At 69.7% G+C, this 20,019-nt stretch carries 18 protein-coding genes; 11 read left to right on the forward strand and 7 right to left on the reverse strand.

Features of this window, described 5'->3' with window-relative positions; all coding sequences use genetic code 11:
- Positions 1–199: 199 nt before the first annotated feature.
- The 3 genes from ABDJ40_RS02850 to ABDJ40_RS02860 all read left to right on the forward strand — a co-directional run bounded on the left by ABDJ40_RS02850 (position 200) and on the right by ABDJ40_RS02860 (position 5,188).
- Positions 200–2,524 (forward strand): NADP-dependent malic enzyme, encoded by a 2,325-nt coding sequence (locus ABDJ40_RS02850; protein ID WP_347605790.1) that lies wholly within the window; start codon positions 200–202, stop codon positions 2,522–2,524.
- 375 nt (positions 2,525–2,899) lie between these two features.
- Positions 2,900–4,330, forward strand: a complete 1,431-nt coding sequence (gene pyk / locus ABDJ40_RS02855; protein ID WP_347605793.1) for a pyruvate kinase — start codon at positions 2,900–2,902, stop codon at positions 4,328–4,330.
- A gap of 99 nt (positions 4,331–4,429) precedes the next feature.
- On the forward strand, positions 4,430–5,188 hold the full coding sequence (locus ABDJ40_RS02860; protein WP_347605796.1) for a substrate-binding periplasmic protein: 759 nt from the start codon (positions 4,430–4,432) through the stop codon (positions 5,186–5,188).
- Positions 5,189–5,198: 10 nt separating this feature from the next.
- Here the strand turns inward: ABDJ40_RS02860 and ABDJ40_RS02865 are convergent, their stop codons facing one another.
- A complete protein-coding gene (locus tag ABDJ40_RS02865) occupies positions 5,199–6,218 on the reverse strand; it encodes an ATP-binding protein (RefSeq protein WP_347605799.1) in 1,020 nt (339 codons plus the stop codon).
- A gap of 356 nt (positions 6,219–6,574) precedes the next feature.
- On the opposite strand from ABDJ40_RS02865, the gene fba reads away from it, so the two are divergent.
- From fba to ABDJ40_RS02880, 3 genes are all read left to right on the forward strand, one after another.
- Positions 6,575–7,639, forward strand: a complete 1,065-nt coding sequence (gene fba / locus ABDJ40_RS02870; RefSeq protein ID WP_269631957.1) for a class II fructose-bisphosphate aldolase — start codon at positions 6,575–6,577, stop codon at positions 7,637–7,639.
- Between the two features lie 126 nt (positions 7,640–7,765).
- The gene (locus tag ABDJ40_RS02875) at positions 7,766–8,662 is read left to right on the forward strand and encodes a phosphoribosylaminoimidazolesuccinocarboxamide synthase (protein ID WP_347605803.1); all 897 of its coding nucleotides are present in this window, start codon (positions 7,766–7,768) and stop codon (positions 8,660–8,662) included.
- 123 nt (positions 8,663–8,785) lie between these two features.
- Entirely contained in the window at positions 8,786–9,898 is a 1,113-nt protein-coding gene (locus ABDJ40_RS02880) for a hypothetical protein (RefSeq protein WP_347605806.1), read from the forward strand.
- A gap of 69 nt (positions 9,899–9,967) precedes the next feature.
- Here the strand turns inward: ABDJ40_RS02880 and ABDJ40_RS02885 are convergent, their stop codons facing one another.
- The 3 genes from ABDJ40_RS02885 to ABDJ40_RS02895 all read right to left on the reverse strand — a co-directional run bounded on the left by ABDJ40_RS02885 (position 9,968) and on the right by ABDJ40_RS02895 (position 13,886).
- Positions 9,968–10,657, reverse strand: a complete 690-nt coding sequence (locus ABDJ40_RS02885; RefSeq protein ID WP_347605809.1) for a glutathione S-transferase family protein — start codon at positions 10,655–10,657, stop codon at positions 9,968–9,970.
- Positions 10,658–10,801: 144 nt separating this feature from the next.
- A complete protein-coding gene (locus tag ABDJ40_RS02890; RefSeq protein ID WP_347605812.1) occupies positions 10,802–11,755 on the reverse strand; it encodes a complex I NDUFA9 subunit family protein in 954 nt (317 codons plus the stop codon).
- Positions 11,756–11,807: 52 nt separating this feature from the next.
- Positions 11,808–13,886, reverse strand: coding sequence for a lytic transglycosylase domain-containing protein (locus ABDJ40_RS02895; RefSeq protein WP_347605815.1), 2,079 nt, complete (start codon positions 13,884–13,886; stop codon positions 11,808–11,810).
- 24 nt (positions 13,887–13,910) lie between these two features.
- Between ABDJ40_RS02895 and ABDJ40_RS02900 the strand changes: the two genes are divergently transcribed.
- A complete protein-coding gene (locus ABDJ40_RS02900; RefSeq protein ID WP_347605818.1) occupies positions 13,911–14,477 on the forward strand; it encodes a 5-formyltetrahydrofolate cyclo-ligase in 567 nt (188 codons plus the stop codon).
- Between the two features lie 3 nt (positions 14,478–14,480).
- Here ABDJ40_RS02900 and ABDJ40_RS02905 read toward each other — a convergent pair whose 3' ends face one another.
- The gene (locus tag ABDJ40_RS02905; protein WP_347605821.1) at positions 14,481–15,473 is read right to left on the reverse strand and encodes a LysR substrate-binding domain-containing protein; all 993 of its coding nucleotides are present in this window, start codon (positions 15,471–15,473) and stop codon (positions 14,481–14,483) included.
- A 132-nt stretch (positions 15,474–15,605) separates the two neighbouring features.
- Between ABDJ40_RS02905 and ABDJ40_RS02910 the strand changes: the two genes are divergently transcribed.
- Entirely contained in the window at positions 15,606–15,965 is a 360-nt protein-coding gene (locus ABDJ40_RS02910) for a DUF2917 domain-containing protein (protein WP_347605824.1), read from the forward strand.
- Positions 15,966–15,967: 2 nt separating this feature from the next.
- Positions 15,968–16,435, forward strand: coding sequence for a cupin domain-containing protein (locus ABDJ40_RS02915; protein WP_347605827.1), 468 nt, complete (start codon positions 15,968–15,970; stop codon positions 16,433–16,435).
- Between the two features lie 22 nt (positions 16,436–16,457).
- Here the strand turns inward: ABDJ40_RS02915 and ABDJ40_RS02920 are convergent, their stop codons facing one another.
- A complete protein-coding gene (locus ABDJ40_RS02920; RefSeq protein WP_347605830.1) occupies positions 16,458–16,835 on the reverse strand; it encodes a TfoX/Sxy family protein in 378 nt (125 codons plus the stop codon).
- Between the two features lie 70 nt (positions 16,836–16,905).
- Between ABDJ40_RS02920 and ABDJ40_RS02925 the strand changes: the two genes are divergently transcribed.
- Together ABDJ40_RS02925 and pepQ are read left to right on the forward strand one after the other, a co-directional pair.
- Complete coding sequence (locus tag ABDJ40_RS02925) at positions 16,906–17,508, forward strand: 5-formyltetrahydrofolate cyclo-ligase (RefSeq protein WP_347605833.1); 603 nt, start codon at positions 16,906–16,908, stop codon at positions 17,506–17,508.
- A gap of 106 nt (positions 17,509–17,614) precedes the next feature.
- Positions 17,615–18,964: a Xaa-Pro dipeptidase gene (pepQ, locus tag ABDJ40_RS02930; protein WP_347605836.1), complete on the forward strand. Its 1,350-nt coding sequence runs from the start codon at positions 17,615–17,617 to the stop codon at positions 18,962–18,964.
- Positions 18,965–18,973: 9 nt separating this feature from the next.
- Here pepQ and ABDJ40_RS02935 read toward each other — a convergent pair whose 3' ends face one another.
- The gene (locus ABDJ40_RS02935; protein WP_347605839.1) at positions 18,974–20,017 is read right to left on the reverse strand and encodes a FemAB family XrtA/PEP-CTERM system-associated protein; all 1,044 of its coding nucleotides are present in this window, start codon (positions 20,015–20,017) and stop codon (positions 18,974–18,976) included.
- Positions 20,018–20,019: the final 2 nt, after the last annotated feature.

Here is a 20,019-nt window from a genome sequence, read left to right on the forward strand (position 1 = left end):
GCTCGTCCGGGCTTTTTCTTTGCCCAGGCCGCTACTTGGCGGAAGCTCGCTTGCCTTGTCGCGAAGGCCACCAGGCCGGTGTTTGCGATTTGTGCATGAGGGGCAAAGGACTCGGCATCAGCGGGGCATGAAACCGCCATGTACCCGGGAGTAAGCTGGCCGGCCCTGCAGTCCATACAGCTACAAGAGGAGACCCCGGATGGCTGAGAAAGAGCCCTTGTCGCCCGCCGAGCGCGCCCTGCGCGACGCCGCGCTGGAATACCACCGCGCACCGACCCGCGGCAAGATCGCCGTCACGCCCACCAAGGCCCTGTCCAACCAGCGCGACCTCTCGCTGGCCTACTCGCCTGGCGTGGCCTATGCCTGCCTGGCCATCGAGGAGGACCCCAGCCTCGCTGCGGAGTACACCTCGCGCGCCAACCTCGTGGGCGTGATCACCAATGGCACGGCCGTGCTGGGCCTCGGGGACATCGGCCCCCTGGCTGGCAAGCCCGTGATGGAAGGCAAGGGCTGCCTCTTCAAGAAATTCGCGGGCGTCGACGTCTTTGACATCGAGTTGGCCGAGCGCGACCCCGACAAGCTGGTGGACATCATCGCCGCGATGGAACCCACGCTGGGCGGCGTGAACCTCGAGGACATCAAGGCGCCCGAGTGCTTCTACATCGAGAAGAAGCTGTCGGAGCGCATGAACATCCCCGTCTTCCACGACGACCAGCACGGCACGGCCATCATCAGCAGCGCCGCCCTGCTCAACGGCCTGGAGCTGGTGAGCAAGGACATTGGGCAGGTGAAGCTGGCCGTCTCCGGCGCAGGCGCCGCGGCCATCGCCTGCCTGGACGTGATGGTGGGCCTGGGCGTGAAGCGCGAGAACGTCTTCGTCTGCGATTCCAAGGGCCTGATCCAGAGCGAGCGTGCCGATGCGCTGGCGGGCAAGCTCGATGAATCCAAGCAGCGCTACTGCCAGGTCACGAGCGCCCGCACGCTGGCCGACGTGGTGGCCGGTGCGGACGTCTTCCTGGGCTGCTCGGCCGCGGGCGTGCTGACGCAGGACATGGTCGTGACGATGGCCGACAAGCCCATCATCCTGGCCCTGGCCAACCCCGAGCCCGAGATCCGCCCCGAGCTGGCCAAGGCCGTGCGCCCGGACTGCATCATCGCCACAGGCCGCTCGGACTACCCGAACCAGGTCAACAACGTCCTGTGCTTCCCCTACATCTTCCGCGGCGCCCTGGACTGCGGGGCGACCAAGATCACCGAGGCCATGAAGCTGGCCTGCGTGCGCGAGATCGCGGCCCTGGCCAAGGCCGAGATGAGCGATGAGGTGGCGGCGGCCTACGCCGGCCAGGAGCTGGCCTTCGGCCCGGATTACCTCATCCCCAAGCCCTTCGACGCCCGCCTGATCCTGCGCATCGCGCCCGCCGTGGCCGAGGCCGCCGCGGCGTCGGGCGTGGCCACGCGGCCCATCGCGGACCTCGCGGCCTACCGCGAGCAGCTCTCGCGCTTCGTCTACCAGACCGGCATGTTCATGCGCCCGGTCTTCGCCGCCGCCAAGGCCGAGTACCAGGAGGGCCAGGCCCGCGTGATCTACGCCGAGGGCGAGGACGAGCGCGTGCTGCGCGCCGTGCAGGTGGCCCTCGACGAGAAGCTCACCCGCCCGACCCTGATCGGCCGCCCCGAGGTCATTCAGATGCGCCTCCAGCGCGCCGGCCTGCGCATGAAGCTGGGCGAGGACGTCCAGGTCATCGACCCCGACAACGACGCCCGCTTCCGCCACTACTGGGAACGCTACCACCAGGTCATGGGCCGCCGCGGCGTGACGCCCGAGATGGCCAAGGCCGCGGTGCGTCGCTCGGCCACCACCATCGGCGCGCTGGCCATCCAGCTGGGCGATGCCGACGCGATGATCTGCGGCATGGTGGGGCGTTTCGACTCCCACCTGGAGCATGTGTCCGACCTCATCGGGCTCAAGGCCGGCGTGCAGAACTTCGCCACGCTCAACGCGCTGATGCTGGAGCAGCACACGCTCTTCATCACCGACACCTTCGTCAACGAGGACCCGACGGCCGAGCAGCTGGCCGAGATCGCCGCCATGGCCGCCGAGGAGATGCGCCGCTTCGGCTTGCCGCCCAAGGTGGCCTTCCTCTCGCACTCGATGTTCGGCTCCAGCAAGCGCGCCTCGGCCCAGAAGATGCGTCGTGCGCGGGAGCTCTTCGTGCAGCATGCCCCTGACGTGGAATGCGATGGCGAGATGCATGGCGACGCGGCGCTCAGCGAATCGGTGCGCGCCACCTTCCTGCCGGACAGCACGCTCAAGGGCGCGGCCAATCTGCTGGTGCTGCCCAGCCTGGACTCGGCCAACATCCTCTTCAACGTGCTGAAGATCACCAGCGGGCAGGGCGTCACCGTCGGGCCCATGCTGCTCGGCGCGGCCAAGCCGGTGCACATCCTGACGCCTTCAGCGACGGTTCGCCGCATCGTCAACATGACCGCTTTGGCCGTGGCCGAGGTTCGTGCTGGTCGATGACCACCCCCTGCCGGCTTCGCCGGCCCCCTCAAGAGGGCACGCCTGACGGCCCGGCAGAGCCGGATCCGCAGGCGTCGCTCTGAACGAAACCCGCCGAGTTGCACCGGCGGGTTTCTTTTTTTGGGGAGGCCGGCCTCATGGGGGGGAGCCAGGACACGGATCAATCCCGTGCCTCGCAGCCTGGCGATGCTCGGTCGTCGTGTTGCGGGTTGCGTGTTGCGGTGAGGTGAGCGGTTTGCATGTCCGGCGCCGTCTCGTTTCCCTGAAGGACGACGCCCCCTCGCCGCGCCCCTCTTGGTAACCTCATGAAATCGACTTCCCGCTCTAAATGCGGCACATAATCGTTTCCTGTAACTTAATTTCAGCGAGCTGCCCATGACCCGCGCCACCAAGATCGTTGCCACCCTCGGTCCCGCTTCCTCCACCCCCGAGGTGCTGGAGCGCATGATCCGGGCGGGGGTGGACGTGGTGCGGCTGAACTTCTCGCATGGCAAGGCGCAGGACCACATCGACCGTGCCCGCATGGTGCGCGAGGCGGCGGCGGCGGTGGGCAAGGAGGTGGCCATCATGGCCGACCTGCAGGGCCCCAAGATCCGCGTCGGCAAGTTCGAGAACGGCAAGATCGAGCTGGTCAACGGCACCCGCTTCATCCTCGATGCCAATCGCACCGAGCTGGGCAACGAAGAGATCGTGGGCCTGGACTACAAGGAGCTGCCCCGCGACGTGAAGCCCGGCGACACCCTGCTGCTCAACGACGGCCTGCTGGTGCTGACCGTCGAGGCCGTGCGCGGCGCGCAGGTGCACACCATCGTCAAGCTGGGCGGCGAGCTGTCCAACAACAAGGGCATCAACAAGCAGGGGGGGGGGCTCACCGCCCCGGCCCTGACCGCCAAGGACATGGAGGACATCAAGACCGCCATGTCCTTCCAGTGCGAATACCTGGCCGTGAGCTTCCCCAAGAACGCGACCGACATGGAGATGGCCCGCCAGCTGGCCAACGTGGCCGGTGAACCCTGGCGCCACAAGCCCGGCATGATCGCCAAGATCGAGCGCAGCGAGGCCATCCCGCACCTCGAGGCCATCCTGAAGGCCTCCGACGGCATCATGGTGGCCCGCGGCGACCTGGCCGTGGAAGTGGGCAACGCCGCCGTGCCGGCCCTGCAGAAACGCATGATCCGCATGGCCCGCGAGCTGGACAAGGTGGCCATCACCGCGACCCAGATGATGGAGTCCATGATCGTCAATCCGGTGCCCACGCGCGCCGAGGTGTCTGACGTGGCCAATGCGGTGCTGGACGGCACCGACGCCGTGATGCTCTCCGCCGAGACCGCCGCCGGCAAGTTCCCCGTGGAGACCATCGAGCAGATGGCGGCCATCGCGCTGGAGGCCGAGATCGCCGAGTTCGTCACTATCGACACCGACTTCACCAACCGCCAGTTCGGCCGCATCGACCAGGCCATCGCCATGGGCGCGCTGTTCACGGCGCACCACCTCGGCTGCAAGGCCATCCTGGCGTTGACCGAGTCCGGCTCCACCGCGCTGTGGATGAGCCGCCATCGCATCCACGTGCCCATCTTCGGCCTGACCACCACGCCGCAGTCGCAGCGCAAGATGACGCTCTACCGCAATGTGCGCCCGCTGCTGATGCCCAAGTACGAGGACCGCGACGTGGCCCTGAAGGCGGCCGAGCAGCTGCTGGTCGAGCGCGGCGTGCTGATGCCCGGCGACACCTATGCCATCACCTGCGGCGAGCCCATGGGCTATCCCGGTGGCACCAACATGCTGAAGGTCTGCCGCGTCGAGTAAGCGCAGGACGCAGGGCAGGGCCCGATGCGGGGCCGCCCTTCGCCGCACTATGCTTGAAGGCAGCAGACCGGCATCCCGTCCGGTCGGGGCGCACCAGGCATGAATGATCTCCAGGAAGCCCGGCTTCCAGACCTGCAGCGGCGCCACCTCCTGGGCGTCCTGACGGGCCTGGGCCTGGGCGCCCGTGAGGCAACGGCCGCCGTGCCCCGCGTGCCGCTGGCTGTCGGCGAGCATGTGAACCGCGCCTTCGTGATGCCCCTGCTGCAGCTGCTGGAGCAGGGCGCGGGCTGGATCTGGGACCTGCAGTTCGCCCCCATGGGCCGCGTGCTGGCGCTTGCGGAACGCGGGCAGAGCCTGGCCTTCGGCCTCGGGCGAACGCCTGCCCGTGAAACGGTGATGGCCTTCAGCGACCCCCTGTTCAGCTCACGCGTCTGGCCCGTCCTGCGGCGGGACCGCGGCCTGCGGCTGCGCAGCGTCGAGGACCTGCACGGGCTGACCGTCTGCCTGGCTCGTTCCATGAGCTATGGGGCGGCCGTGGATGCGGCCAAGGGCCAGGACTTCCAGGTCGAGTACGCCGACGGCGACCCCATGACCCGGCTGCGCATGCTCGCCGCCCAGCGCTGCGACGTGGTGCTGATGAGCCATCGCAGCGCCGACCCCTGGCTGCTGGAGCGCCGGCTGCGCAGCGCGGCCGGCTATTCGGCCCTCATCGAGGTGGGCGCCGTGCCCCTGGTCACCGAGCCCGTGCACGTGGCCTGCGCCCTGGGCAGCCCGCTGCTGCGCTACCTGCCTCAGCTCAATGCGGCCCTTCGCCGTCAGCACCAGGCCATCCAGGCCCTGGTCGACAGCGAACTCTGAGGCCTCGGGCTCAGGACTTCTGCGCGCTGCGCACCAGTGCCTCGATGCGCGGCGTCATGTGCGTGGGCACCAGCTCCACTTCCTGATGGGCCCGGGCGAAGACGCGGAAGAGTTCGTCCGTGAAGCCATGCCCGACGTCCTCCACGCCCTCGAAGCTCACCTCGGCGCGCTTGAACTGCGGCAGCCGGGCGGCCACGCGCCGGGCCTGAGCGCGTGAGTCCAGGGCCTGGCCCGGGCCGGCCACCAGGCGCAGGTAGATCTTGGTCTGGTCGAACTCGATGCCCGTGCCGTCGGTGCTCCAGGCCTCCAGGACCTGGTCCAGGGTGCGGGTGCTGTCCAGCGCGATGGACATGTAGATGGAGCTGCCCTGGCGCGGCAGCGGCCGGCCGGGCTGCCAGCCGGTGGACTCCCAGGCACGGCGCTGGAAGGCCGTGCCATTGGCGTGGATGTCGAAGACATCGGCCAACTGCGAGCTGAAGAAGAGCCCGCGGCCGGTGTGCATCTGCGGCTGGCTGGTCAGGCGGCCCTTGGACAGCTCCAGCATCGCGTGCTGAGGGTCGGTGATGTCGAAGGACTCGCAGATGCGGTTGAACACGCCGCAGCCATCGTCCGAGACCAGCAGCTGCACGTGGCTGGGCGTCTGGCGCAGCGAGACCGTCACGCTGGCGCCGCCGCTGTGGTCCACCGCGTTGTTGACCAGCTCCGTGAAGCCGTGCTGCACCATGCGGGCGACATGCCTGGGCAAGGCGAAGTTGGGGGCGAAGTCGCGCTGCCAGGGCAGGTCTTCCTGAAGGCCGTGCAGGCTGTAGGTGCGCACGACCTGGCGCAGCACGCCAGGGCCGTAGACCGGCCGGCGGGTGCTGCCCTCGCGCGTGAGCCATTGCGCGTCGACCAGGCGGCGCAGGGCCGACAGCACGGCGCGGTGGCTGGCGCCCGTGCGCTCTTCCACATGCGCGGGCAGGTCCAGCGCATGCTCCCGGGCGGCAGCGGTGATCCACAGCGTCAGGTGGTCGATGGACAGACGGGTCATGAACGCTCCATGAGAGGGCTGCCAGTGTCGCCGCAAGCGCCGGCCGGGCAGCGGCGCAACAGGACGGGGAAGGCGGTCCAGCCCGACGCTTGGGGTGGGCGCAACACACCAGTGGCGGACCAGTTGCGAGACTAGCCGCAGCCTCGTCCGCTCGCAAGCGACCCAACCCGGGCCGGCTGCACCCGAATCGCGGGGGCGGGTGCCCGGCTTGCCGGAGCGGGACGCCGGTTTGCAGGCCCCCGCCGCTAGAATCCCGGGCAGTTACGGCGCGGTTACGGCGCAGACTGCAGGGGCGGCCCCTGCGAGTCGCGCCCCGGCCGCGTCCTCAGGATCTTTCACTTCCTCGGAGTCTCATCATGGCCCTCGTTTCCATGCGCCAGCTGTTGGACCATGCCGCCGAGCACGGCTACGGCATCCCGGCCTTCAACGTCAACAACCTGGAGCAGGTGCAGGCCGTGATGGCCGCGGCTGACGAGGTCGGCGCCCCGGTGATCCTGCAGGCCAGCGCCGGTGCCCGCAAGTACGCCGGCGAAAGCTTCATCAAGCACCTGATCCAGGCTGCCGTCGAAGCCTACCCGCACATCCCCCTGGTGATGCACCAGGACCACGGCACCAGCCCCAAGGTCTGCGCCGGCGCCATCGACCTGGGCTTCGGCTCGGTGATGATGGACGGCTCGCTGATGGAAGACGGCAAGACGCCCTCGTCCTTCGACTACAACGTGGACGTCACCCGCAAGGTCGTCGAGATGGCCCACAAGGTCGGCGTGACCGTGGAAGGCGAGCTGGGCTGCCTGGGCAACCTGGAAACCGGTGATGCCGGTGAGGAAGACGGCATCGGCGCCGCCGGCAAGCTGGACCACAGCCAGATGCTGACCGACCCCGAAGAGGCCGCCACCTTCGTGAAGGCCACCCAGCTGGACGCCCTGGCCATCGCCATCGGCACCAGCCACGGCGCCTACAAGTTCTCGCGCAAGCCCACCGGCGACATCCTGGCCATCAGCCGCGTCAAGGAAATCCACAAGCGCATTCCCAACACCCACCTGGTGATGCACGGCTCGTCCTCGGTGCCTGCCGAGCTGCTGGCCATCATCAACCAGTACGGCGGCAAGATGAAGGAAACCTACGGCGTGCCCGTCGAGGAAATCCAGGAAGCCATCAAGCACGGCGTGCGCAAGATCAACATCGACACCGACATCCGCCTGGCCATGACCGGCGCGGTGCGCAAGTTCCTGTTCGAGAACCCGGACAAGTTCGACGCCCGCGAATGGCTCAAGCCCGCCCGCGAGGCCGCCAAGCTGGTCTGCAAGGCCCGCTATCTGGAGTTCGGCTGCGAAGGCCAGGCCGCGAAGATCAAGCCCCTGAGCCTGGTGCAGGTGGCCGAGGCCTATGCGCGCGGCGAGCTCGCGCAGGTCGTGCAGTGATGCAGTGATGCAGTGATGCAGTGACGGCAACGGCTCCGTCAACGAGACCCGCTGGTCCAGAGGCCCGCGGGTCTTTTTTTGCCCGCGGCGCCCGTAAAATCGGCGCCTCTTCGACGGATGCCCACCATGACCGCTGCCCTGCTGAACTCCTCCCTCACCTCGCTTCCCCTCCTGGCCCGCGGCAAGGTGCGCGAGAACTACGCAGTCGGTGAGGGCCGCATCCTGATGATCGCGAGCGACCGCATCTCGGCCTACGACGTCATCATGGGCGAGCCCATCCCGGGCAAGGGCGCACTGCTGACCAAGATGGCGCTGTTCTGGTTCGACAAGCTGCAGGGCATCGTCCCCAACCACCTGACGGGCGAAGACCCGCTGTCCGTGGTCAGCGAGGCCGAGCGCGAGCAGGTGCGCGACCGCGCCATGCTGGTCAAGCGCCTGAAGCCCCTGCCCATCGAGGCCGTGGTGCGTGGCTACCTGGCCGGCAGCGGCTGGGCCGAGTACAAGGAGAGCGGCAAGGTCTGTGGTGTCGAGCTGCCGGCCGGCCTGCAGAACGCCTCCAAGCTGCCCCAGCCCATCTTCACGCCGGCCACCAAGGCCGAGATGGGCGACCACGACGAGAACATCGACTTCGAGCGCTGCGCTGCCATCATCGGCCGCGAGATGGCCGAGAAGGTTCGCGACATCGCCATCCAGCTCTACCAGCGTGCCGCCGACTACGCCCTCACCAAGGGCATCATCATCGCCGACACCAAGTTCGAGTTCGGCCTGGACGCAGACGGCACCCTGACCCTCATGGACGAGGTGCTGACCCCCGACTCCTCCCGCTACTGGCCAGCCGAGAGCTATGCCGTGGGCAGCAACCCGCCCAGCTACGACAAGCAGTTCCTGCGCGACTGGCTGGAGCAGGCCCAGGTGGATGGCAAGCCCTGGGGCAAGGTCGCCCCTGCGCCGCAGCTGCCTGCCGAGGTGATCGAGAAGACCGCCGCCAAGTACCAGGAAGCCCTGGAGCGCCTGACGCGCTGAATTTGATCCAGACCGGGCCCGCGCTGGCCCTCCGTCTGGCAAGCTGTACCCGGATCGAATCAACCGGCGAACCCTGGGGTACGCCTGGCGCCCCGATGGCGCGCCGAAGCGAGGGAGTCTTGCATGGAGATCAAGTCGCGCCTGCTCAAGCAGTTGGACAAGGACATCGCGGCGGCGAAGAGCCCGGTGCCGGCGGCCTGCCTGAAGGCACGGCGAGCCATCCTGCTGGCCCGCCACGGCGCCCTCAACGAGGCCCGCGAGCAGCTGACCGTGCTGCACCAGCTGGCTTTCCAGCATCCGCATCCCGAGGTGGGCGCCTGGCTCCATCTGGCCGAGGGCCTGATGAGCTACTACACCGACTTCGGCAGCAGCGCCCAGGAGAAGATCCAGCGCGCGCTGAGCATCTCCCGCAGCATCGGGCAGACCGAGGTCGAGGCCCTGGCCCATGCCTGGCTCACGCAGCTGGCTTATGTGCGGCATGACCTGCCGGTGGTGCTCAGCCATGCCGCCGAATGCCTGCGCGTGGCCGCGCCGGAGCACCACGTGGCCCGCGGCCGGGTGCACATGGTGATGGGCGTGTGCTGGCAGTACGCCGGCCAGCTGGAGCAGGCGCTGCCCTGGTTCCAGCGCTCCCGCGCCTATGCTGCGGCCGATGGCGACGACGCCACCATCTCGGCCCTCATGTACAACATGGCCGTGATGCGCACGGCCCAGGTGCGCTGGAAGGCGCTGTCCAGCACGGCCGCCCTGGCGCCCGAGCTGCTGCTGGGCGTGGACTCCGTCAAGCACTACGACGCCGCCGTCGGCGCCGCGGTGCTGGCGGAACTGACCCCGCTGCTGCGGGCGCAGATCCTCGCTATCCAGGGTGACTTCGCTCAGGCCAAGGCGCTCTACGAGGAGCACCTGCCCCTGGCCATCTCGCGCGGCCTGGCCCGCCTGGGCAGCAGCCTGCTGTCCGACCTCGCCTGGTGCCGCCTGAATTGCGATGAGACCGAGGCCGCCGTGCAGCAGGCCCGGGAGGCCGCGGTCGAGCTGGATCCGCTGTGCGATGTCGACGACCGCGCGGCCACCCACACCCGGCTGGCGCAGATCTTTGCCGCCGTGGGCGAGACCGCCGCAGCAGCCCATCACCAGGAGCGCGCTGCGGCCGAGTGGGCTGAATTCGCGCGCCAGCAGCAGGCGTGGGGCGAGGCGCTCGCCGCCTCCGGCCTCCAGGCGGACCCGCTGCGGCGCTGAGCCGCGGCGTCCGGCGCGCTCCCGCGGCCGGACGCCTGGCGACGCCCAGGTCGTGTGCTCAGACTGGGCTCAGGCCGGTGCCGTGCGGTAGGGCTCGTCGTCCGCGATGAAATCGTGCTCGGCCAGGGCATCGGTGATCCACTCGCGCACGCCGGGCGCCGAGGCCAGGCGGTCGAGGTAGGCGCCGACCACGGGCGGCACCGGCAGCCCATAGCTGCGGATGCGCATGGCCACCGGAGCGTAGAAGGCGTCGGCCGCGCAGAAGGTGCCGAACAGGAAGGGGCCGCGACTTGCAGCCAGCGCGCCTTGCAGCAGCTCGCTGATGCGGGCGAGGTCCTTGCCCAGGCCGGGTTCGCTGGCCAGCAGCTCGGCGCCCTTGGCCTGCAGCGCCGCCTCGATGTTCATGGGACACAGCGAGCGCAGCTGGCCGAAGCCCGAGTGCATCTCGGCACACAGGCTGCGGGCGCGCGCACGCTGGCGGGCATCGGCAGGCCACACGCCCGCTTCGGGATGTCGCTCGGCCAGGTACTCCGTGATGGCCAGCGTGTCCCAGACGGCAAAGCCGTCGTCCTCCACCAGCACCGGCACCTTGCCCGCCGGCGTGTGCTTGGCAAGCGCCTGGTAGAAAGGCGAACCGGCGTTGAAGTCGAAGCGCAGCTTGACCTCCTCGAAGGGAATGCCCAGTCCCTTGGCCAGGACCCAGGGCCGCATGGACCAGGACGAGTAGTTCTTGTTGCCGATCACCAGCTTCATGGGCATTCCTCGGAGTTCAGGGGTTCATGGAATCAGGACGCTGAAGCTTAGCGGCATGACCCGCGCAGCACTGCTGAGAAATCGGCATGGGATTGATGCGCCGCGCGTATGGGCCGGTGCCAGGGGAGGGCGCGCGCCGGCGGCACCGGCTCAGGGGTGCGAGTCTCGCCGCCAGTCGTCCAGGCTTTGCGCCCGCGGCCGGGCCTCCAGCACGCCGGCCACGCTGCGCGGCCTCAGGTCCAGCTCCGCCAGGCCGGGCAGCAGACCGCTGGCGACGTTGGGCACCCGCATCGAGGCCAGGTTGTCGCGGGACATCATCGGCTCGCCCGGCATGCATTCCAGCAACAGGGCCTGCAGCCAGGCCAGGGCGTGGGGCAGGGGCACAATGGGGCGAGGGCGGCTCAGCAGCTGCCCCGCCAGCTGCACCAGCTCGCGAAGGCTCAGCACCTGCGGGCCGGCGGCCTCGAAGACCTGGCCCGCGGCCTCGGGTCGCTCGATCAGCTGGCGCAGGGCCGCGGCGACGTCCTCCACCCACACCGGCTGGAACTGCGCCGTCGCGCCGGCCAGGGGCAGGACCGGCAAGACCTGCTGCAGCTCGGCGAAGAGGTTCAGGAAGCGGTCCTCGGCGCCGAAGATCACCGAGGGCCGCAGCAGCCGCCAGTCCAGGCCGCTGGCGCGGATCACGGCTTCACCCCGGGCCTTGGAGCGCAGGTAGCGCGAGGGTGCGTCCTCGGCCACGCCCAGGGCGCTGACATGCACCAGGCGCCGCCCGCCCGCGGCCTCGCAGGCCTGCACCAGGCGCCGGGGCCAGCGCACATGCGTGGCCTCGAAGGCGGCCTCGCTCCCCTGCAGGATGGCGATCAGGTTGACGACCACATCCGCGCCCGCCACCAGGGCCTGCAGGGTGTCGTCGTCGAGCGGCCGGGTCTCCAGTACCGTGACCCCGGGCAGCACGCTCAAGGCCTTGGCATGCGCGCGATGGCGCGTGGGCACGGTGATGCGGGCGTATCCCGCCGCCACCAGCTGGCGGCAGAGGGCGCGGCCGACAAAGCCGCTGCCGCCGAAGATCAGCAGGCGAGTGTCCGGGTCTGGTGTGGTCTTCATGGGGGTGTCGGGGCAAGCATCGGGCGAGGATCCGGCGCGCTTCATGCGCCGGTCATGGCAGATCCTGGTTGGCCTGTGGCGCCGCGGCTTCGCGCGGGCCGATGGTGGCGCCCAGGCGTTCCCGCAGCGAGCTGCGGGGCGAACCCATCAGGCGTGCATAGACCGTGGCGTTGGCCAGCACCTTCTTCACGTAGTCGCGGGTCTCGTTGAAGGGGACGTTCTCGGTCCACAGCGAGGCGTCCAGCACCTGGCCCTCGCGCCAGCGGCGCGGGCGGTTGGGCCCGGCGTTGTAGGCCGCGGCGGCCAGGGGCATGGCGCCGCCGAAGTCGTCCAGCACCAGCTTCAGGTAGCCGGTACCGATGCGCAGGTTGAAGTCACGGTCCGTCAGGAATTCGGGGCGGTAGTCCACGCCCAGCTTCCGGGCCGTCCATTTGGCCGTGGCCGGCATCACCTGCATCAGGCCGCTGGCGCCCACATGCGAGCGGGCATCCTGGATGAAGCGGGATTCCTGCCGGATGAGGCCGTAGACATAGGGCAGGTCCAGCCCCGCCTCGGCCGCCTTGGCGCCGAGCTCCTTGGCGAGGGGCTGGGGGAAGCGCTGGCTGAGGTCGATCTCGCTGCGGGTGCGCTCGCTGCTGTTGATGCAGCGGTCCCAGACCTCTCGATCGCAGGCCAGCTGCGCCGCGGCCAGCAGCTCGCGGTCGCTCATGCCGCGCAGGCTGAAGTTCCATTCCCTGACGCCTTCGTTGCGCAGCCCCAGGCTGATCAGCGCCAGGGCACGGTTGAGCCCGCCGTGGGCGAAGGCGACACCGCGCTCATGCGGAGAGAGCGGCGCCGGCGCCGGCGGCAGGGGCAGGGTCAGGCCCAGGTCCTCGGCGGCCAGTTGGCCGTAGAAATGCAGCGGGTTGGCGATGGCCTGCAGCGCGGCGCGCGCCTGCTGGCGCTGGGCTTCGCCCGCCGAGCCCGCCGGGGCCTGGCTCAGCTGCAGACGGGCGCGCCAGTAGGCCCAGACGGGCTCCTTGGCCTCGAAGGCCTGCAGGGCCTCGTGGGCGGCGTTGAAGAGTGCCGGGCGGCCGCGGCCCTGGTCGGCACGCAGGGCGGCGCGGGCGATCCAGGCCCAACTGTCCTCGCTCCAGTCACGGGCGGGCGCGCGCCCTTGCAGCTTGAGCGCCTGCTCGGCGTAGTCGGCCGCTTCGGGCTGGAGGCGGAAGGCCGATTGCTTGGCGACCTGCGCCCAGGCCCAGGCGGCCAGCTCGGAAGGGAGGGCCTGGGCCCAGCGCTGCTGCAGGGCGTCGGCGGCCTGGGCCGGGTCACTGCCCGCCAGCTTGACCAGCCCCAGCGTGGCGAGCTCGGCCTGCGACCGGCCCAGGCCGGCGACCTTGCGGGCCATGAAGCGGGCGTTGCTCTCCAGGGCGTCCTGGATGCCCTGCTGCACGGGCTTGGGCAGCAGCTCGGTGGCCTGGCGGATCGCCCGGGGGCGGGCGTACTCGACGGACAGGCGCAACTTGGTCCAGACATCGGCCGCACTGAACTTGCGTGCCTCGAACAGGGCGGTGGCCAGGGCCGCGCAGCCCTCGTCGCCGTCCTTCTGAGCCAGCCACGCGGCGCGGGCACGGTCGCGGACGTCCCGGCCCTGGGCATGCTCGGCGAGCAGGCCGTAGCAGACCACCTCGCGGTCGTCCGCCATCTTGAAGCGGGGCAGCTCGCGCTGGAAGTTGGACCAGTCACGGCGGCGCCCCAGCTCCAGCAGCCAGTCGTTGCGCAGGCGGTCCTCCACGTAAGTGCCGGGGAAGCGGGCGTAGAAGTCCTCGAGATCGGCCTGGCCCAGCTCGCCCAGGCGCAGGCCGTAGTCCCAGTAGGCCACCCAGGAGGCCAGGGGATGCTGGCTGGCGTAGGCCTGCTGCGCGGCGGCCTGCAGGCGCTTTCTGTCACGCGCCTTGAGGGCCTCGCGCGCTTCGGTGAGCAGGTCGGTCTGCGGCGCGTTCAGGGGCAGGGGGATGGCCTGCGTGCGGGCCTCGGCGCCGGCCAGGGCCAGCAGGCCGGTCAGCGTCCAGCCGAGCAGGCGGCCCGCGCCCTTGCGTGTCCCCGATGGGCCCGGCGCTGCGCCGGGCGCTCCATATACTGCGTTCAATGCGTGTCCTTGATGGGGTGTCCCGTGACGACCAGTGCCGCGCCCGATCGGGCAAGTCTGCGTAAAGAGCTGCTGCGGCAGCGCCGCGAATTCATCGCCTCGCCCGCCTTTGCCGACGCCGAAGCGCAGCTGGGCCGGAGCCTGCTGAGCCTGCTGGCGCAGCTGGAGCCGCAGTGCCTGGGGCTTTACTGGCCTCTCGAAGGCGAATTTAACGCAGCTGCGCTGCTCCAGGCGGCCGAGGGCCTTGAGGACTGCACCCTGGCTCTGCCTTTTGCGCGCAAGGCGAACCGCCACATGGACTTCCGCCGCTGGGACGGGCAGCCGCCGGCCGTCAAGGACGAATGCGGCATTCCGAGCAGCGAAGGGGCCGTGGTCCTGCCGGATGTGCTGCTGGTGCCCTGCGTGGGCTTCAGCCCGGCGGGCTACCGCCTGGGCTATGGCGGCGGCTACTACGACCGCTGGCTGGCGGCGCATCCCGGCGTGACGACGGTCGGCCTGGCCTGGCAGCTGGGGGCGATCGAGCTGGATGTGCAGCCCCATGACCAGGCGCTGACCGTCATCCTGACCGAGTCGGCGCTGCTGGCGCCCTGAGCCTCAGTCGCCGCCCAGGCCCTCTTCGTTCTCGCCCACCGGGCCGTCGCCGATGGCCTCGCGGGTGAGTGCGGCCTGTTCCTGCACCCAGCGCGCGAACTCCAGCGCCTCGGGCCGCTGCCGGCCCTGGCGAGAGATCACCAGCCAGTAGGCCGAGGGCGCGTCAATGCGGGCCTCGGGGCCGAAGGGCTCCACCAGCTCCTTGCGCTGCAGGGACTCGCTCACCAGGGCCAGCCGCGCCAGTGCCACGGCCTGGCCTGACAGCGCCGCCTGCACCTGCTGGTAGGTGAAGTTGAGGTACATCCAGCGCCGCGGCTGCAGGTCCTTCTGACCCTGCTGGGCCAGCCAGCGCCGCCAGCTGACGTAGACGCCGGAGGGGCGCTGGTCGTCCTCCTCGGCCAGGGTGTGCAGGGCCAGGTCGCTGGCCTGGCGCAGGGGCGGCAGTTGCCCCTGCTGCGCCTGCTGCAGCAGCCAGGGGCTGACCACGGGGGTCAGGATCTCGCCGAAGAGGCGCTGGGCATCTACCGGCATCTCGCTGGTGGTGTCATAGCGCAGGGCCAGGTCCATCTCGCTGTCGTCGAGCTCGATGATCTGGTCATGGGCCGAGACCCGGATGTCCATGTCCGGATGCAGGCGGTGGAACGCCTCCAGGCGAGGCAGCAGCCACAGCGAGGCAAAGGAGGCGAAGGTGGTCACGTTGACCACCTTGCGCCCCTGGCTCTGGCGGATCTGCCGCACCGTGGTGTCCAGCCGGTCCAGCACCCCGCGGACCGTGCCCAGCAGCAGGGAGCCGTGGCTGCTCAGCTCCACATGCCGGGTGCCGCGCAGCAGGAGCTGGCAGCCGACCTCCTCCTCCAGCGAGCGGATCTGCCGGCTGATGGCGGACTGCGTCAGGTGCAGCTCTTCGGCCGCGGCGCGGAAGCTCAAGTGCCGTGCGACAGCCTCGAAGGCGCGCAGCGGGCCGATGGCAAGGGGGCGTTGGCGGCTTGGATTCATGAATGAAACGCATCAATACGGCGCAATGATCTCATTGGACGCTGATCAGTGGAGACCCTAGTATCCCTCCACGTTCCCGATTTTTACGGGCCTCTATTGAATCAAGGGCCGGCGGGAGCAGAGGGGAAAGCCATGTTCAGCCGTATCACTGCCGCAGAATCCGCATCAATCCATCGGGCCGCCGATCACGGCGCCGACTGGCGCCTGGCCCAGGGCGAGGCCCTGAAGCTGCCCATCGGCCCGGGCCCGCGCGAGTTGCAGGTGCTGGAAGGCCGGGTCTGGCTGACCCGTGACGGCCGCATGAACCGCCCGGCCCTGGACGTCTGGCTCGAAGCCGGGGACAGCCTGACCGTGCCCTCGGGCGCCGAACTGGTCCTGGAAGCCTGGCCACAGGCCCGCTTCCAGCTGCTGGTGCCACCCCTGGCCTGCCCGGACGTGCAGCGCCGCCCGGTGACGGTCAACCAGCGCAGTCACGGCCTGGTGATCGCCTGATCATGGCAGGGCCTCGCGCACTGTTGAGCCGTGCGGCCATCGAGGCCCTGCCGGTGCAGGAGAAGACGCACCTGCTGGATCCCCATGCCGTGCGCCAGGCCCGTTTTCTGTCCCCGGCCACCGGGATGGAGCAGCTGGGCTGCCAGCTGATGAGCCTGGCGCCCGGTCGCTCCTCGGCCGAGTACCACCGCCACCTGTACGAGGAGCAGTGCTTCTATGTGCTGAGCGGCGAGGGTCGGGTGCTGATCGAGGACCAGTGGCACCCGCTGCGCACCGGTGACTTCCTGGGCTTCGCGGCCCGGGGCGAGGCGCACAGCATCCACAACAGCGGCAGCGAGCCGCTGCTGATGTTCGCCGCCCGCATCCACCTGGAGCAGGACGTCTGCGACTACCCGCACCAGGGCAAGCGCCTCTACATGAATGGCGAGGAGGAGGTGCTGGTGGCGCTGGCCGAGGTGCGGCGCGCCTAGGCCCCGCGCCATCGCCTGGCGATCAGTACTTGCGGCTGGTTGAGGAGGAGGGCTTCGGCTTGCGTGCCGCCGGCTTCTGTCGCGCCCGCAGCGCCGCCTCCAGGGCCAGCTGCGCCCACGGCCGCATCAGAGCCGGCGACTCCATCGCATCCTCCGGCGGGCTGAAATAGCGCAGCCCAGCCATCTTGCCCTCGCGCTCGTACTCGAAACGCCGGCAGCCGGCGGCCTCGAAGCGGGGGAGGGTCACGTCGTCCGCCTTCAGGAACAGCTGGTCGAAGGCGATGATGGCGATGAAGAGGTCCTCCACATAGATGCCCCAGCCGCCGAACATGCGGCGGCTGCGCAGCGAGCCCAGCGGGGCCAGCAGCTCCAGGGCATGGTCAAGCAGTTCCTTGGACATCGGCCCATGATAGGCGCAAGCGCCACCGCTCTGACGGTCAGGCTGGCAGCAAGGCCTGACCCCGGCTAGGATGCAGGCTTCCTGCCATGCAAGGGTCTTGCCTGTGGATTTGAACGACAAGGTCGCGCTGCGCCGCAAGCTCATCCAGGACCGCCTGGACCTGCCCCATCGCCTCGAACTCGCGGCCGACCTGCAGGAGGTCCTGCGCGTCTGGCTGGTGACGCGCCGCGAGATGACCATCGGTGCCTACTGGCCCATCAAGGGCGAGTTCGATCCGCTGCCGGCGCTCTACCGCTGGAGCGAGGCCCACGAGGACCGTCGCATCGGCCTGCCGGTGGTGGACAAGGCGCACGGCACCCTGCGCTTCCACGTCTGGTACCCGGGCTGCCCCATGGAAGAAGACGCCTACGGCATCCCGAAGCCCAAGGACACCGAGGTCTTCGAGCCCCAGTTGCTGGTCGTGCCCTGCGTGGGCTTCGGGCCTTGCGGCCTGCGGCTGGGCTACGGTGGCGGTTTCATGGACCGGACGCTGGCGGCGCTGAAGCCGCGTCCCGCGACCGTGGGCGTGGGCTATGCCCATGGCTTCCTGCCGCTGCTGAAGGCCGAGCCGCACGACGTGCCCCTGCAGGCCATGATCACCGAGGAAGGCGTGGTCTGGGACGAGCGCGGCTGAACCGGGCGGCCCCCGGGCATGACCGGGGTCAAGCGGCGGCCGCCTGACCGAGAATGCGGGCTTCACAAGAACGCCACCGAGCGCCACCGCGCCCCGCCCAGTCGCCATGAGCCATGCCGCCCAAGACCCCCGCATTGCCTCGCTCTACGCCGAGCACCTCCAGACCTGCCAGGCCCGCGCCGAGCGTGCGCTGAGCCTCAGCGGCCATGAGGCCCTGCTGATCGCCTCGGGCGTCGAGAAGTACGCTTTCCTGGACGACCGCCCCTATCTCTTCCAGCCCAACCCGCACTTCAAGGCCTGGCTGCCGCTCGTGGCTCACCCATACAGCTGGCTGCTGGTGCGCCCGGGCGCGAAGCCACTGCTGGTCTACTACCAGCCCGACGACTACTGGCACGTGCCCCCCGCACCGCCGGCCGGCTACTGGGTGGACCAGGTCGAGCTGCGCGTGATCAGCGAGCCCGAGCAGGCGCTGCAGCACCTGCCGGCGGACATCAGCCGTCTGGCCATCGTCGGCGAGGTCGATGCGGCCCTGCAGCACCTGGTGCCCAACAATCCCGAGGCCCTGGTCCACAGCCTGCACTGGGCCCGCGCGTGCAAGACACCCTATGAGCAGCAATGCCTGCGCGAGGCCTCGCTGATCGGGGCGCGTGCGCATCTGGCGGCGCGTGATGCCTTCCTGGCGGGCGGCTCCGAGGCCGAGATCCACCGTGCCTACCTGATCGCCGCCGGTCACACCGACCGCGACCTGCCCTACAGCAATATCGTGGGCGTCAACGAGCATGCCGCCGTGCTGCACTACCAGTACCAGGACACGGCGCGCCCCGCGCAACACCGGTCCTTGCTGGTGGATGCGGGCGCGCAGGTGGCGGGTTATGCCTCGGACATCACCCGCACCTGGACCCGTGGCGATGCCGGCAGCGCCGAGTTCGACGCGCTGCTCGCCGCCATGGAATCGGCGCAGCTGGCCCTGGTCGACGAGGTCCGGCAGGGCGTGGACTACCGCGAGATCCACCTCAGCACCCACCGCCACATCGCCCGCATCCTGCGCGAGCAGCAGCTGGTGGCCATGAGCGAGGAGGCGATGCTGGCCGAGCGCGTGACCAGCACCTTCTTCCCGCATGGCATCGGTCACTTCCTGGGCCTGCAGGTGCATGACGTGGGCGGATTCATGGCCAGCGAGGCGGGTGGCACGCGGGGCAAGCCGGACGGGCATCCCTATCTGCGCCTGACCCGCGACCTGGCCGCCGGCATGTGCGTGACCATCGAGCCGGGCCTCTACTTCATCCCCACGCTGCTGAACAAGCTGCGCGCCACGCCGGCCGCGAAGGCCGTGGACTGGGCGAAGGTGGAGCGTCTGGCGCGCTTTGGCGGCATCCGCATCGAGGACGACGTGGTGTGCCGTGCCGACGGCGCCCCCGAGAACCTCACGCGCGACGCCTTCGCCGCACTCGCTTGATTCGATCGATCAGGGGATGCCGCGCACGATGTGCGGCCCCAGCAGGCTGCTGAACCACACCGGCAGCTTCTGCCAGGCCCGCACCAGCAGGGCGAACTTGCCGTTGCTGGGGCGGGCGTCGCCCACCGAACCCTTGAAGGAGTGGTACTGCCAGTAGGCCGGATGGGCCGTGGCGCCCCACTGCTGCTTGAACTTGTAGGTGCCGCTGTCCACCGTGCTGCGGCCGAAGTCGAACAAGGGCTGGCCGCGCTGGATGCTGCGCTCCAGCACCCGCCAGTACATCAGCACATTGACGCTGAGGTGGTTGTACTCGCGCAGCGCGCTGGCGCTGGGGATCAGGGTGCAGCCCGGCGCATGCAGCAGGAAGCCCGCGGCCACCGCGCGGCCCTCGTGGCGCAGCACGGCGATCTCGGCCTCGGCGGGGAACTGCGCCAGCATCTGGGCGAAGAGGGCCCGGCCGTAGGGCGGCGTGCCCAGGTCGCGCATATTGCGGGCGAAGACGCGGTAGAACTCGTCCAGCAGCTCCTCGCGCCCGAAGGCCATGCTGAAGCGATCATCGGACAGCGGCTTGCGGATCTGGCTGCGCAGCTTGGACTTGATGCCCTTCTCCCACAGCAGCTCCGGCGTGGCCGGCAGGGGCAGGCGCATGTGGACCTTTTCGGTCACCAGCGCATTGAAGGACGGGTGCTGCAGCTCGCGCTCATGGCGCAGTTCCAGGTGCTTGACATCCAGGCGCCGGGCCAGCTCGACGGCGGCCTCGACCAGCCGGGCTTCGTCCGCGGGGCTGTCAGCCAGCACGCCGCCGGTGTTGAGATAGGGCTGGCTCACCAGGTAGCGCCCGAAGAGGGGGCCGCTCACCAGTTGCAGGGGCAGCACGCCGACGATGGCCTCGCCGCGCGTCAGCCACAGGAAGTGCGGCTCATGGCGCAGGGCCTGCCGCAGGACTGCCGACCACTCCTGGCGCAGATGGAAGCCGTCATAGCCGAAGCGCTGCAGGTATGCATTCCAGCCGGCGGGCGGCTGCGGGGCCTGGTGCAGGGTCGTGTCGGGCATGC

This window comes from Roseateles flavus (assembly GCF_039872765.1).
Lineage (GTDB): Bacteria > Pseudomonadota > Gammaproteobacteria > Burkholderiales > Burkholderiaceae_C > Roseateles_B > Roseateles_B flavus.